This is a genomic window from bacterium, assembly GCA_036504735.1.
Classification (GTDB): domain Bacteria; phylum Electryoneota; class RPQS01; order RPQS01; family RPQS01; genus DASXUQ01.
Map to the genome: position 1 here is coordinate 36,803 of DASXUQ010000016.1, position 14,803 is coordinate 51,605.

The window sequence follows — 14,803 nt, forward strand, 5'->3', positions numbered from 1 at the left end:
GGAGAGAAAGTCTCATGAAGCGTTATTTGATCGCTGTGATGTTGAGTGTATTATGTAGCGGGTCGGCGCTGCTGTGGGCCGGTACCGATTACACCGGAGCCGAGTACTTATCGGGGCGGCTGATTGTCGGTTTTTCCGACCAACTGGGCCATTCCCTGAATCCGATAGATGGAAACGGTCAGGTGGTGTCGGTGGGCATTCCCGCAGTCGACGAACTGCTTGCCCGCTATCACGTGACCGAGATGCGCCGCATGGTGCCCAACGAGACGCTGGACAAGCTGGATTTCCCGCCGGACTTCTACCGCACCATGATCCTGCTCTGCCCGGACAACACCGACATCCTGAAGATGATGGCCGATTTCGAGCAGAATCCTTATGTCGAAACCGTGCAGCCCGATCTGCTGTCGCATACCTACGACCGCACGCCGAACGATTCTTTCTGGGGAAGCCAGTGGGACAAGCGCTTGATGCATTGCCCGGCCGTTTGGGAATTCTCGACGGGTTCGCGGGATATTATCTGTATCGCCGTGGATGGCGGCAACTGGTGGAAGCATAACGATCTTCACGACAACCTGTGGGTCAACCCGGGTGAAGACATCACCAACGACAGCGTTGCCTACTCCGATACGACGTATCCCGGCGATCAGAACGATATCGATGGCGAAGATAACGATCACGACGGCAAGATCGATGACCTGCTGGGCTGGGACTTCGTACAGGGACCGATCAACAATCCGCCGTGCGCGCCGGGTGAAGACTGCGACAACACGCAGGACAACGATCCGGTCAGCCTCAGTGATCATGGAACGCATGTGGCCGGGATCATGGGCGCCGTCGGAAACAACAACAACGGCGTGGCCGGCGTCAATTGGAACGTGAAGGTTATCGCCGCCCGCGCCGGTTATTTGCCGAGCAATGGGCAAGGCGGTTTGATCGTCAGTTCGTCGGCGGTCAATTGCATGCTGTGGGCCGTCACGAAGGGCGCGCGCATCATCAATATGTCCTACGGCTCGACGTACAACAATCCCGCGGAGCAGCAGGCGATTACGTCCTGCTGGAATCAGGGAGCTATTCTGTGCGGCGCGGCGGGCAACGACGGTGACAATCAGGATTCCATCCGCCTGCACTATCCGGGCGCGGACGCCAACGTCGTCTGTGTCGGCTCGGTAGATGACGGCGATAATATTTCTTACTTCTCGTGCCGTGGCACGTGGGTCGATCTCTATTCCCCGGGCAATGGCGTAACGTCGACGGTTATCCCCGGTTATGCGGCGTATCCCGGCACCTCCATGGCCAGCCCCAACGCGGCCGGCGTGTTTGCCCTGTTGTGGTCGCTGTTCCCGGAAATGAGCAATGCAGAACTGGTGGATTTTGTCTTCCAGCACTGCCAGGACATTGGCGCTCAGAATGAGGGTGAAAACCCGGCGTATTTCGGCATGGGCCGAATTGACGCGATGCTGCCCTTGGCTGCCGTGCGGCCGAATGTGACGGTGACCAACAATCAGCTTACGGGTGACACGGATCACGATGGCCGGTTGGAAGGCGGCGAAACGGCGAGCCTGACGGTCACGGTTCGCAATGATCCGGCATGGGCCGTGGGCCAGAATGTTCAGGTTGTGGTTTCGACCGATGACCCGGCTCTGCAGCTCTCCAACGCTTCGTTCACGATCAGTTCTCTTGCTCCGGGCGCCACGGCGGATAACGCCGGCAGTCCGGTGCAGATTACAGCGGGAGCCATTCCCAATGCTTACTGGTCGACCCTGACGGCGACGATCACCGCTGACGGCGGCTTCATTGCCCATCGCACGTTCACGATCCGCGTCGGCCGCCCGCAGGTGCTGGTTGTGGCCGATGACGACGATGACCTGTACCAGAATTACTTCATGACCGCTTTGACGACGCCGGATTACTACTACAACTACGATGCGTGGAATGTGCGCACGGACGGCGATCCGACGCTGGCGAATATCGCGGAATACGGTGTGATCATCTGGGTATGCGGCAACGAGAACACGTCGACGCTGACGGCGGACAACCAGACGATGTTGTCGCAGTGGCTGGACAGCGGCAGCAAGCGTCTGTTGCTGGCGGGCCAGGGTATCGATCAGGATATTTCCGGGACGAACTTCTATTCGAATTATCTTCACGCTCAGACCGCGTCGGCGCTGGGTGGCCGTAACCTTGTAGGTATCAGCGGTGATCCGATTTCCGAAGGCACCACGCTGCTGCTGATCGGCGGCGGTTGCGGCGGTAATGGCAATATTCATCCGTCGCGGATCACCCCGGTGAACGGCGGCGAAGCGATCTACAATTACGGTACGGCTGCGAATCCGGACGGTATCGGCGCGGTGCGTTTTGCCAATGACACCTACAAAGTCGCCTACTTTGCCTTTGCCATTGAGGCGGCGTGCGGTGCGACCAACACGACTCATTACTCCACCGTGCTTCATCATGTGATGGAGTGGTTCGGTGCAACGGCGACGGGTGCGGAACCGCGGCAGACATCCACGCTGCCTGCCGGATTTGCCCTGCATGCCAACTATCCGAATCCCTTCAATCCTACGACCACGCTGGCGTTCGATCTGCCGCGCACGTCGAAGGTCACGCTGACCATTTTCGACATGCTGGGCCGCCAGGTCGCGGTGCTGGCGAATGGTCCGATGCCTGCCGGATCGCATAACGTCAGTTTTGATGGCAGCGATCTGGCCAGTGGAACGTACCTCGCGCATTTGCAGGCTGATGGCTTCAGTGCCACGCAGAAGATGCTGCTGCTGAAGTAGGCCGGAAATTGGAAGAGTGAATGCAGAAGGGGCGGCTCGCGAGGGCCGCCCTTTCGCATGCGGACGGGTATTCGGAGGCATTGCCGCGCAATCATCGGCCCGGATCTGTCCGCTGCTCGCTTAGTGAACATATAAACAACGGATTGGAATAAACAGCCGGAGGCATGTGAAATATTGACAAGGCGGGAAATGCGGCGTATATTACATCTGAACGTAGGTTCAGACCATGCGTTCAGATTTTGTTAGGTTAGTTCTTGTTTATTTAGATAATCGGGTCCGACCATGCGCATCGAGGAGATTTTTGAATCGGTAGAAGTGATTGCCCTGTTCAGATCGGGCAAGTTGTCGCCGCTGAAGTTTCGCTGGCGGGACAAGGTGTACCGGGTGGACCGGGTGAACGGCAACTGGTCGGTGGAAGAGGGGACTGTGCGGTTCCACCATTTTGCGGTGATGTGTGAGGGGCCGGATGTGTATGATCTGGCTTATAACGCGCACATGCATGACTGGAAGCTGGAAAAGGTTTCTCTGGCGGGATGACGTGATGACCAGGCTCATTTTCCATCTGGACATGGATCAGTTCTTCGCGGCGGTGGAGTTGCGGCATCACCCGCATCTGCGCGGCAAGCCGGTGATTATCGGCGGCAGTCCATCGGGACGCGGGATTGTGACCACGTGCACCTACGAGGCGCGCCGCTTTGGCGTGCGCTCGGGTATGCCCGCAAGTGATGCGATCCGGCTGTGTCCGCAGGCAATTTTTGTCCGGCCCAACGGCGATAAGTACATCGATGTGTCGCGCCGCATCTTTGCTCTATTGCGGGAGTTCACGGATCGCGTCGAGCCGGTCTCGGTGGATGAAGCCTATATGGACATGACTGACGTGGTGTGGAAGGAGCATGGGGTGGAGGCGCTGGCGATGAAGATCAAGCAGCGCATCAAGGAGCGGGAAGAGATCACCGCGACGATTGGCGCAGGGGCAAACCGGCTGGTGGCTAAGGTAGCTTCGGGAATGCAGAAGCCCGATGGTTTCACGTATCTGCCGCCGGAGCGCGTGGCGGCGGTGTTTCAGAACATGCCGGTAGGTGATCTGTACGGCGTAGGCAGGGTCACGCAACGGACACTGGAGGCCTTCGGGATCCGCACGGCGGGGCAGCTTGCGGCGTTCCCCGTGGAGGTGCTGCGCCGCCGCATGGGGAAGTTCGGCGAGGAACTGGTGCGCATTGCCCGGGGTGAAGGGGACGACACTGTGGCCATGCCGCATGAGCATGCGCAGGAGCGCTCGATGGGACATGAGCACACCTTTGGGCAGAATTACAGCGATGAGGCGATTCTGCTGGGTCGGCTGAATCTGCTGTGCGAGAAGGTGGCACGGCGGCTGCGCGCCGCCGGTCTGGCCGGGAAGGTGGTGAATGTCAAGATCCGCTACAAAGGCTTCGAGACGGTGCTGCACGGCCACAAACTCAAGCAGTATGTGCAGCACGAGATGTACATTTACCCCGTGGTGGAAAAGCTGTTCCACGAGAGTTACCGGGCTGGAGAACCGGTGCGGTTGATTGGGGTGCATCTCGCGGGGCTGATGTCTACGGAGGAGATTCTGCAGCAGGAGTTGTTTGCTCCACCGGATACACCGTCACTGCTTGGCGACGCCTGCGACAGCATCAAGCAGCGTTTCGGCGAGGACGCGATTGGCTTTGCCAGCGGCACATTTCTGAACGGCTCGCGCACGAGGTCGCAGAAGAAGACGTTCAATCCGTTTTTTACGAATCTGCTGAGGGCATGAGTGTAGACGGGACTGAAGGCGCACGGCAGGGCAGCGCGAGACTTCGTGATCGTTATGAGACAGGAAAGCCCGATCCAATGGACCGGGCTTTCCTGTCTCAACTATGTGGAGTTGCCTATTCTTTCAGGCAGCGCTCCATGATGGTTTTCCACTCGGCTTCGCTGAGTTCCTCGGACTCATCTATCAGGAGATTGGGGATGCCGTCCACGATGCGGTAGCGCCGGCGGGTTTTGGCATCGGTGGAGACCAGAGCATCTCCATCCTGCACCAGCGGGGCGTGGGAGAGGGGGCAGACAAGAATCTTCAGGAACTCGGGATCGAGAGTGGTGTTCATGGTCGCTCCTTAAGCAATCGTAACGGCGGGATCGGCGTACACATCCTGAATGGCGTTGAGCAGTTCGACGCCGGTCTTCATCGGCTTCTGGAAGGCCTTGCGACCGCTGATCATTCCCATGCCGCCGGCGCGCTTGTTGATAATCGCGGTGCGGACGGCGTCGGCGAGGTCATTCTGCCCGGCAGCGCCGCCGGAATTGATGAGACCCTGACGGCCCATGTAGCAGTTGACGACTTGCCAGCGCGTCCAGTCGATAGGATGATTGGCCATGAGGGATTCGGGAATCGCCTTCTTAATGGCCTTGTCGAAATTCAGCGCGGCAAAGCCGCCGCTGTTCTCGGGAGCCTTCTGCTTGATGATGTCGGCGGCGATGGTCACGCCAAGGTGATTGGCCTGGCCGGAAAGATCGGCGGAGACATGATAGTCCTTGCCTTCGACCTTGAAAGCCGCATTGCGCAGGTAGCACCAGAGCACGGTGAACATGCCGAGGCGGTGGGCTTCTTCGAACATCACGCGGACTTCCTGAATCTGGCGCGCGCTGTTGTCGGAGCCGAAATAGATGGTCGCGCCCACACCGGCAGCGCCCAGATCATAGGCCTGCTCGACCGAGCCGAACTCGATCTGGTCGAAGCTGTTCGGATAGGTGAGAAGCTGGTTGTGGTTGAGCTTGACGATGAAGGGGATCTTGTGCGCATACTTGCGGGCGATGGATCCGAGGCCGCCCATGGTCGATGCGACGGCATTGCAGCCGCCTTCGATGGCCAGCCGGGCGATGTTCTCGGGATCGAAGTAGATGGGATTGGGAGAGAACGACGCCGCTCCGGAATGCTCGATGCCCTGATCAATGGGCAGAATGGACAAATAGCCTGTGCCGGCCAGCCGCCCATTATTGAACAGACGGTGAAGGCTGTTGAGCACAGGAATCGGACGGTCACTCAGGGAGACCACCCGATCCACAAAATCCGGTCCCGGAAGGTGCAGTTGCTCCTTGGGGATTCCCTTGCACTGGTACGTTAGAAGCCCGTCAGCGTCGGCCCCTAAGACCTCTTGGACTCTTGCTAACATTTTTGCCCTCGTGAATTTGGTTCAGGACATGGTTCAGCCTTACTTAGCAAGCGAATATACCACATCTAAATGGTCAAATCAAGTCTTGTTTCGCGGTCTTTCCCGGTCGCAGCGGTTCGCCGGAACGAAAACCGGGGCTGGAGATGCCTCCAGCCCCGGTTCTACTTCAATCATCGTGCCTTAGAAAGCGCGAGCTTCCGTAAAGCCGGTCTTGGTAACGCTTTCGCGAACCGGACCGACCGGGCTCGAAACGGGACGGAGGGTGCTGACCGACGTCGGCTTGCCCAACCGCTTGCTGAACGGAATCAGCGTGGATTCGCCGGTGGCGTCGTTCCTTAAGACAAGGCTCGGAACGTGCGGGGCCGGGGACGGCCGGGTGTTCACGTCACAGGACTGCACACCGGAAGCGGCACGCACCGGGATGCTGTTGTCTGCCGCCGTAATCAGCGAGCTGGTCGGGAGCACCGGCATGGTTTCCGGGACCTGAACCGACAGGCTGACCAGATTGGCAAGGAACTTCCCGAAGAAGTAGTTTGGCGACGTTCCCGGGTAGACATATGTAATCGGGGACACCGTGAACGGGCTGCCGGCGACGAGGGTCTGCGCGCCGGTCCAAGGGTTGGACACGTAGAGATTCATCGGATAGGGCAGCGCGCCGCCGGTGCCGGCTTCCTGCACGTAGATCATCGCCGCCGTGTTGCTGTTGTTCGGATAGACGGCCAGGTGCGGCGCAACCGGCGTACTGAAGCCAATAGCACTCACCATAAGCGTGCCGTTGCTGTCCGGCTGAAGAGCCCACGTGCCGGCGGTGGCATCAAACGCGTAGGTCGTGCCGTGGCCGAGGGAATCGAAAGTCCAGCCTTCTACTGCCGGAGCGACCGCGGTAGCGGGGTTGCCAATGGCGATGTAGAAGGTGCCGCTGTTAATGGTGAGTCCCGACGGGAAGAAGACCACGTTGGCGAAGTGATTGGCAAACGTGGTGTCGGGGTACCCGCCGCAGACATTGCCGATGGAACCGGTCACCTGGCTGTAAAGCTCGGTTCCGGGAAGACCGCCAGCGCCGTCACCGGCAAACACTTTGACTTCAATCTGCTCATGGGCGGCATTGGGCCAGCCATTGAGGATGCCGACTTTCGCGCCCGTCAACACGAAGGGATAAGAAGCGGGAGTGAAGCGTTCGGCATCGAGACTGGCGAGGTTGAAGTAGTAATGCGCGTTAGTCCAAGTGCCGTTGTGATGGGTCAATTCGGTCGCTCCCATCGCGGTCTGCACTTCGAACGTGTAGGTGCCCGCAACCGGCCAGCGTGTGGAGCCGTGAGCATCCTGCGCGGTCAGGTAATAACTATAGCTGCCGGCGCCGGACAGGAAGGCGCTGAAGTTCAAACAGAAGTTACCGCTGCCTGCGGGGGTTTCCGTCATCGGATAGTTCGCCACCACGCCATTCAATGGCGTGATGTGAGCGGTGATGGTAAACGGATCGCTGTTGGCGTCGAAGGCGCTGGCGGTGATCTGCTGATCACTGGCGAAGGCATCGCCGCGCGGATCGGCCATGGTGAAGGACGGCGGAAGCTGCGGAACATCGCTGACATTGATATCATCCAGATACCAGAGGTCGGCATCGGTGCCGGCATACTCGAAACCGACTTCGAAGCGGCGGAAGGCGGAGTCAATCCCGTTGATGTACCACGTCGTCGGGTAGTCGGCCCACTCCTGCGTGGTATTGGCCAGACCCAGTGTATCCAGCACGTAGACGTTGGTGTCGGAGTCCGCTACCACCAAGCCATGCAGGAAAACGAACGAGGGGAAGAGGGTCTGCTCGCGCCAGTTGACGCGGATGTTGTGGCTGGCGGGTGCCTGAAGGAAGGGGGTAAGGACCACATCGTCGACTGGCGGAACGCTGGCTGCGGTGTAGGGGTGACCAAGAGCGATGTTGCAGAAATTGTCGCTGTGGCCGCCATTGTAGTAGAGGCCCCATTGAGCCGCGCTGGTGTCATTGCCGAAGCGATAGATCGGCCAGCCGTTACCGTTGGCGTTCCACCAGTTTTCGTAAATCAGCAGATTGGTGTGGGAGATACCGCGGCCCCAGAGCATCTTGGTCGAGACTTGAGAATTCGGGACATTGTCCGTGAAGGTCAACGTCGCCGTATCTTCGCCGGCTACCGTAGGCGTGAAATGCACTCCGAGCTTGCGCGTTGCACCGGGCGCGATGACGATTCCTGCGCCGACCGGATCGGTGGTGAAAGAGGCAAGATCACTGGCAATGCTCTGAACGGTGAGAGAGGTGCCGCCCGAGTTGCCGAGTACGAGGGTATCGGTGACGGTTGAATCGAGAGCGGCGCCACCCATGCCTTCGAGCGTGCCGAGGGTCAAGTGACCGGGAGCCGCTGCGCCAATCCGCCAGCCTTTTGCCTGAATGTACTGCGGGCCGGGAGTCGTGGTGAACATGGCTTCATTGTCACGAATGCCGGCAGCAGCCTGATAATTCCAGTACTGGTCGCAGCACGTGATCAGCGTGGACTCATTATCCCACAGGATCGACGGGTACGCTCCTGTGCCTGTGATGGAGACGTACTTGATGCCGACGATAAACGCCCCTGCGAGTGTGTCATGAGGAACCGCGAAGGCGAACCACTTGGTCCCAACCGCTGTTCCCCAGTTCATGGCAAAAGTTCCCGTCGCGCTGGGATACTGACGCAGGACCGTGCCCGGGCCTGTTGTGCAGCCACACGCACCATTAGGAGGGGTTCCGGTGGCGGAGAAGATTTCAATGCGGATATTCAACTGGGCCGCGTATGCGGTACTGGCGCGATAGCCGAAGACCTTGATGGAATCAAGACGGAACTGAGCGCTGGTCGGGACGAGTTTCACGTACCCTTCCGCATTTGCGCCCCAGCCGCCAAAGAACGATTCGGGAGCGCCATCGGTATTGCACTTCAGCGTGTCATACTGCGCGAACGCTAAGGCCGGCAGGATGAACAGACCCAACACAAGAATCCAAAAATTTCTCATAATTCTTCTCCATTCAGTCTACTTAACGTGGACGATTCGAACGTACTATGCTCTTATCAACTTCAGGTACAAAATCGGGTGAGATCGGTAAAGAGGCAGTCTGTCGATCCGCAGGGGATCAAGACAGGGAGCACAGCTATGGAGCAATGGAAATTTAACACTGCAATGCCCCATTGTCAACAAGTGTTGCACAGATCATAAAATATTCTTTCATGGTACGGCGCGGGTCCCTACAACTTGATCAAAACATGACCAGTGCCGCAAGAACCATAATGACCCGCGCGTTCGCGGATGAATACTCCACACCGTTATTTTATCAGCATCTGCCCACTTCTTGGCGAATTTTCGACCTTGTCAGGAGCGCGTTGGCGCGAGCAAGTGATATAAAGTCGAGCCGCGCGCATTTCGCGCCCCAAATTGCGGTCTTGGAGAGGCGTGCTCACCGGGCTTGGGTACTTTACGGGACAGCAATTCTGGGGAACTGTCTGAAGTGTATCATAGTTACAATTGTGATCTTATTCCTGTCACAACATTGAAAGGGTCGGAACCTTGAAGAAGACATGGCTGCTTGTCCCTATGACTTTGGCGCTCCTGACGGGCGCTGCTTACGCTGCTGCCCCGGCATCATTGGAATCGCGCAATGAATTTGGTTTGGGACTTATCCTTGGTGAGCCTTCAGGTGTCAACGCACAGTTCTATTGGGCTAACCGTTCCTCTCTAAGTGTCACTGCGGCTTGGTCCACACGCGATTGGTTTTTCGTTGCCGCCGACTATCAGATCATGAACCGCTTGGGCGATTCGCCTCCGGAGTGGAAGTGGTTTTATGGTCTGGGCGGCTATCTGGCAACGCCGCACAACTCTCATGGACTGATTGGTGCCCGGATCCCGCTGGGTATCAAGTATCGGATTCCCAAATCGGTAGTAGACATTTGGGGCGAAGTTGTTCCTGCTATGCAACTTGCACCGGATACACAGGCCGAGATCCAGGGAGGAGTTGGTATTACCTTCTGGATCAAATGATCGAAAGGTCTTGCATCCATGCCGATAAATTTGTAGATTCTGAACAAACGGTGAACTTACGGAACAGGACGCATGACACCTCTCGAAAAACTGCTGGCGGCGCGCCGCAAGTGGGAGCAGGCATACCAGACTGAAGGACGGGTTCCATCCGGCAAGAGATTTGTTACGACTTCAAGTCTTGAGGTGCCGCCACTGTCCTGGACGGAAGATCCGGCTCAGGCCGAGGAGTACAACGAGAAGCTCGGCTTTCCGGGGCAGTACCCGTTTACGCGGGGAGTGCATTCCTCCATGTATCGCGGCAAGCCGTGGACGACGCGCCAGTTCTCGGGATTTGCCAGTCCGGAAGAGACCAACGCCCGCTACCGCTATTTGATGGAGCACGGCGCTGAAGGGTTGTCCGTTGCCTTTGACCTGCCGACACTGATGGGACGCGATCCGGATAATGAGTGGTCGCTGGGTGAAGTCGGGAAGTGCGGCGTGTCCGTGGCCTCACTGGAGGATATGGAGACGCTGTTCAAGGATATTCCTATCGGCAAGATTACGACGTCGATGACGATCAATGGACCGGCGGCGATTATCTGGGCGTTCTTTATTGCGGCGGCGGAGAATCAGGGGTGGAAACGCGAGCAGATCGGCGGGACGCTGCAGAATGATATTCTGAAGGAATTCATCGCGCAGAAGGAGTTCATTTATCCGCCGGAGCCGTCCGTAAAGCTGGTGGTGGACACGATTGAGTTTGCCACGCGTCAGATGCCGCGATGGAATCCGGTATCGATCAGCGGGTATCACATCCGCGAGGCGGGATCGACGGCGATTCAGGAGCTGGCCTTCACGCTGGCGGATGGATTTACTTATGTGGAAGAGTCCATCAAGCGCGGTCTGGACATTGATGAGTTTGCGCCGCGGTTGTCGCACTTCTTCAATTCGCATCTGGACTTTTTTGAAGAGATCGGCAAGTTCCGCGCGGCGCGACGGATCTGGGCGCGGCACATGAAGGAGAATTACGGCGCGAAGAGCGAGCGGTCAATGCTCTGCCGTTTCCACACCCAGACGGCAGGCTGCAGCCTGACGGCACAGCAGCCGGAAGTGAATCTGATCCGCACGGCGACGCAGGCCCTGGCGGCGGTGCTGGGCGGCACCCAGAGCCTGCACACCAACTCCATGGACGAAACACTGGCTTTGCCCAGCGAGAAGGCCGTTACGCTGGCAATGCGTACTCAGCAGGTGATCCGCCATGAAGTGTTTGCCGGAGCGCCGATTGATCCGCTGGGTGGTAGTTACTTTGTGGAGTGGATGACGGACACAATGGAGAACGGAGCCGAAGACTACTTCCGGAAGATCGAGGCGATGGGCGGCGTCATTGCCGGGATCGAGCGCGGCTTTTTTCAGCATGAGATCGCCAAAGCCGCGTTTACGTATCAGCAGGAGATCGACCGCGGCGAGCGCGTGATTGTGGGCGTCAACAAATATGAGATGGAAGGCGAGCAGTTGGAGATTCCGCTGCTGAAGATCGAGGCGACGGAAATTCAGCGCGCGCAATCCGAGAAGTTACAGGCTCTGCGCCACCGGCGGGATGCGGCGAAGGCGCGGGAATGTCTGGATAACATCAAGCTGGCTGCCGGTCAAAATGAAAACGTAATGCCGCACCTGATTGCCGGCGCGCATGCGTACTGTACGCTGGGCGAGATGGTGGACATTTTGAAGGAAGTCTACTCGGAATACGAGGAGCCGGTGACCTTTTAAGGTGGCAGGGAAGAGGCATGTTGCAGGAAGGCGGCTGTATTGGCCGCCTTTTTCCATGTCCAGACTTGACAATTCCAGAATTAAGTCTAAATTCAAGCATTCCAATTTGTCAGCGCCCATAGCTCAACTGGACAGAGCACAAGCCTTCTAAGCTTGGGGTTCCGCGTTCGAGTCGCGGTGGGCGCACTGAAGAAAAACAGAGGCTTAGGCCTCTGTTTTGGTTTTGCAGGGTTGTCATAGAAGGGCAATCCTGGTGGAGACTGACGCGAAACTTCAGGTGCTTGTGCATTTCACTTGACAAGTTGGGGTCAGATTGCTTAATTTGTGAAGTGAAAGTGGCGGATCGTCCTGCTCACGCATGAGCCGTGATGAAACCGTATCCCTGATTTCGTCGGGACGAGGAGATGTCCCGTTTTCCTTCTACACATGGCGGTGGATTACTGCCAAAACTGAGGTGTGAATTCATGAAGGCTTCTTTAACGATTCTTGTTCTGCTCGTTGCCACCGTGTTCGCCGTTATGCCCGTTCAGGCTGCGGACAAGCCGATTCAGCTCTCGCTGGTCGATCCTTTACAGCTTTTCAGCAACAACACTTCGGTTGGCGGTCTGCGTATCAGCGTGCTTTACGGACGTAATACGGATGTCACCGGGTTGGACTGGGGCCTGATCACCAAGACCACGGGCAAGTTGACCGGTCTGCAGGGATCGCTGGTGGGCATGGTGGATGGCGGCGGCGCGGGTCTCCAGTGGAATTTCATCACCCTTGACAAGGGCACGTTTACCGGCCTTCAGTACGGCTTTTACAATTCGACGGAGCACATGGTTGGCTTGCAGCTCGGCTTCATCAACACCAGCGAGTCGATGACGGGCGTGCAGCTTGGCCTGGTGAATATCATCCACAAGGGCGGCCTTCTGCCGTTCTTCCCGGTGATCAACGTTGGCCTTGGAAAGTAACAGGCTTTGGAAGTTGGGAGTGGCCGATGCCTCCGGGGCATCGGCCACTTTTGTTTTGTAGGCCACCCGCTGAGTGCATGGCACCTCGGAAGCAAAACGAGCACAAAAAACCCGTCGGGTACTCCGACGGGTTTTTAAATGCCTGATTATCAGGCCCTTGGTGCTGGAGGCGGGACTCGAACCCGCACGCCCTTGCGAGCACTAGGTCCTGAACCTAGCGAGTCTACCAATTCCACCACTCCAGCGATGAAGAACCGCAATCTACGATTTTTCGGAGAGTTTGTCAAGCGCCGCGATGGATTTGGGCTGGGTCAGGGCTGCGGACCGAAGTGAGGTTTTGCTGTCGGAAGTGAGGCTCTGAGGGGCTATCTGCTTGCATTTCCAGTAAATTCTCCTTAATTTCCTCTTTCATGGCAGAAAAGGAACCCTTCAAAACCGTTGCGAAGAACCGCAAGGCCTGGCACGACTACCATATTATTCAGAGGTACGAGGCCGGGCTCGCTTTGCTCGGCACGGAAGTCAAGTCGGTGCGGGCGGGGCACGTGGGTCTGAGGGACTCCTATGCGCAGTTTGATAAGGGCGAACTCTTCCTGTACAATGTGTCTATCGGGGCGTACCGCGACCGGGGTTACACAGAGCACGAAGAGCGCCGCCGCCGCAAACTGCTGCTGCATGGCGACGAACTGCGCAAGCTCAGACGGCAGGTGGAGGAGAAGGGCAACACGATCATCCCCTTGCAGCTCTATTTTAAGGGGCCATATTTGAAGGCCGAGATTGCCGTAGCGCAGGGCAAGAAGGAATATGACAAACGGCGGCAGAAGGAAGAGGCGCGTATGGCGCGCGAACTCGACCGTGAAGTGAAAAGCCGCATAAAGATAAGCCGATGAACATGACGTTTCCGCCGGTCAAAGAGCAATTAGACATTCTGCAGCGGGGAGCCGAGGAGATTATCTCGGTCGAGGATCTCGAGCGCAAACTGGAGAGGTCTTTCCGCACCCGTACGCCGCTGACTATCAAGGAAGGTTTCGACCCTACCGCACCGGATTTGCATGTCGGCCACACGGTGTCGATCCGCAAACTGAGACAGTTTCAGGATCTGGGGCATCAGGTGGTGTTTGTGATCGGCGATTTTACGGGCAGAGTGGGGGACCCGACAGGCCGCTCCAAAACCCGTCCGCCCATGAGTGACGAGGACATCGAGCGCAACGCGCAGACGTACCGCGAGCAGGTGTTCAAGATTCTCGATCCGCGGAAGACGCAGATCCGCTTCAACTCCGAGTGGCTGGGCACGCTGACTCCGTACGATTTTTTGCGCCTGACCAGCCACTACACGGTGGCGCGAATGCTGGAACGGGATGACTTTGAGAAGCGTTTCAAGTCCAACCAGCCGATTGCGATTCTCGAATTCCTTTACCCGCTATTGCAAGCGTACGATTCCGTGTGCCTGAAGTCCGACGTGGAACTGGGCGGCACCGATCAGAAATTCAATCTGCTGTTGGGGCGCACGTTGCAGGAGCATTTCGGGCAGGAGCCGCAGATCTGCATGATGCTGCCGCTGCTGGTGGGGTTGGATGGCAAGGAGAAGATGTCGAAGTCGCTGGGCAATTACATCGGCATCAACGAATCGGCGCAGGATATTTACGGCAAGACACTGTCGATTCCGGACCATCTGATTGTCTCTTACTTTGTGCTGTCGACGGACGTCGCAACGTCTGAGATTGAGCGGATAGCCGACGATCTGAAGCATGGAACGGTCAATCCGCGCGACCCTAAACGCAGATTGGCCCGCGAACTGGTGGCCTTGTACCATTCGAAGGAAGCGGCGGAGCAGGCGGAAGCGGAGTTCGACCGGATCTTCTCGAAGAAGGAGATTCCCGATGTCGTGCCGGAGTATGCGGTGCTCGCTAATGGTGAAATTCCGCTGGCAAAACTGATTGTAGATGCGGGCGGCGCCAAGAGCAACGGCGAGGCCCGGCGCCTGATGGAAGGCGGCGGCGTACAATTGGATGGCGAGAAGGCGGCGGATCCGATGATGCGGGTGACCATCGACAAGCCGGTGCTGCTCAAGGTCGGCAAGCGGTTTTTTGTGCGATTGATTCCTTCCGCATGATCGGAGTGCAAT

At 57.7% G+C, this 14,803-nt stretch carries 11 protein-coding genes and 2 tRNA genes; 9 read left to right on the forward strand and 4 right to left on the reverse strand.

Annotated elements, in window-relative coordinates:
* Positions 1-14 precede the first annotated feature (14 nt).
* The 3 genes from VGL38_12640 (at position 15) to dinB (ending at position 4,557) form a co-directional block, all read left to right on the forward strand.
* Entirely contained in the window at positions 15-2,780 is a 2,766-nt protein-coding gene (locus VGL38_12640; GenBank protein ID HEY3296268.1) for a S8 family serine peptidase, read from the forward strand.
* A 282-nt stretch (positions 2,781-3,062) separates the two neighbouring features.
* Positions 3,063-3,317, forward strand: a complete 255-nt coding sequence (locus VGL38_12645; GenBank protein HEY3296269.1) for a hypothetical protein — start codon at positions 3,063-3,065, stop codon at positions 3,315-3,317.
* A 4-nt stretch (positions 3,318-3,321) separates the two neighbouring features.
* Positions 3,322-4,557 carry a DNA polymerase IV gene (dinB, locus tag VGL38_12650; protein HEY3296270.1) on the forward strand — a complete coding sequence of 412 codons (1,236 nt, stop codon included), beginning with the start codon at positions 3,322-3,324 and terminating at the stop codon, positions 4,555-4,557.
* A 115-nt stretch (positions 4,558-4,672) separates the two neighbouring features.
* Here dinB and VGL38_12655 read toward each other — a convergent pair whose 3' ends face one another.
* The 3 genes from VGL38_12655 to VGL38_12665 form a co-directional block, all read right to left on the reverse strand.
* Entirely contained in the window at positions 4,673-4,891 is a 219-nt protein-coding gene (locus tag VGL38_12655; GenBank protein ID HEY3296271.1) for a Trm112 family protein, read from the reverse strand.
* 9 nt (positions 4,892-4,900) lie between these two features.
* Complete coding sequence (locus tag VGL38_12660) at positions 4,901-5,956, reverse strand: class I fructose-bisphosphate aldolase (GenBank protein HEY3296272.1); 1,056 nt, start codon at positions 5,954-5,956, stop codon at positions 4,901-4,903.
* 180 nt (positions 5,957-6,136) lie between these two features.
* Positions 6,137-8,965, reverse strand: a complete 2,829-nt coding sequence (locus tag VGL38_12665) for a hypothetical protein (GenBank protein HEY3296273.1) — start codon at positions 8,963-8,965, stop codon at positions 6,137-6,139.
* 549 nt (positions 8,966-9,514) lie between these two features.
* On the opposite strand from VGL38_12665, the gene VGL38_12670 reads away from it, so the two are divergent.
* The 4 genes from VGL38_12670 (at position 9,515) to VGL38_12685 (ending at position 12,681) form a co-directional block, all read left to right on the forward strand.
* On the forward strand, positions 9,515-9,985 hold the full coding sequence (locus VGL38_12670) for a hypothetical protein (protein ID HEY3296274.1): 471 nt from the start codon (positions 9,515-9,517) through the stop codon (positions 9,983-9,985).
* Positions 9,986-10,057: 72 nt separating this feature from the next.
* Positions 10,058-11,728: a methylmalonyl-CoA mutase family protein gene (locus VGL38_12675; GenBank protein HEY3296275.1), complete on the forward strand. Its 1,671-nt coding sequence runs from the start codon at positions 10,058-10,060 to the stop codon at positions 11,726-11,728.
* Positions 11,729-11,840: 112 nt separating this feature from the next.
* Positions 11,841-11,914: transfer RNA gene (locus tag VGL38_12680), tRNA-Arg, on the forward strand.
* A gap of 278 nt (positions 11,915-12,192) precedes the next feature.
* A complete protein-coding gene (locus VGL38_12685) occupies positions 12,193-12,681 on the forward strand; it encodes a hypothetical protein (GenBank protein HEY3296276.1) in 489 nt (162 codons plus the stop codon).
* 158 nt (positions 12,682-12,839) lie between these two features.
* On the opposite strand, the gene VGL38_12690 is transcribed toward VGL38_12685, so the two are convergent.
* Positions 12,840-12,926, reverse strand: a tRNA-Leu gene (locus VGL38_12690).
* Between the two features lie 165 nt (positions 12,927-13,091).
* Here VGL38_12690 and smpB point away from each other — a divergent pair.
* Positions 13,092-13,568, forward strand: a complete 477-nt coding sequence (gene smpB / locus VGL38_12695) for an SsrA-binding protein SmpB (GenBank protein HEY3296277.1) — start codon at positions 13,092-13,094, stop codon at positions 13,566-13,568.
* Positions 13,565-14,791, forward strand: a complete 1,227-nt coding sequence (gene tyrS / locus VGL38_12700) for a tyrosine--tRNA ligase (GenBank protein ID HEY3296278.1) — start codon at positions 13,565-13,567, stop codon at positions 14,789-14,791. The genes smpB and tyrS overlap by 4 nt, the downstream gene beginning before the upstream one ends.
* Positions 14,792-14,803 lie beyond the last annotated feature (12 nt).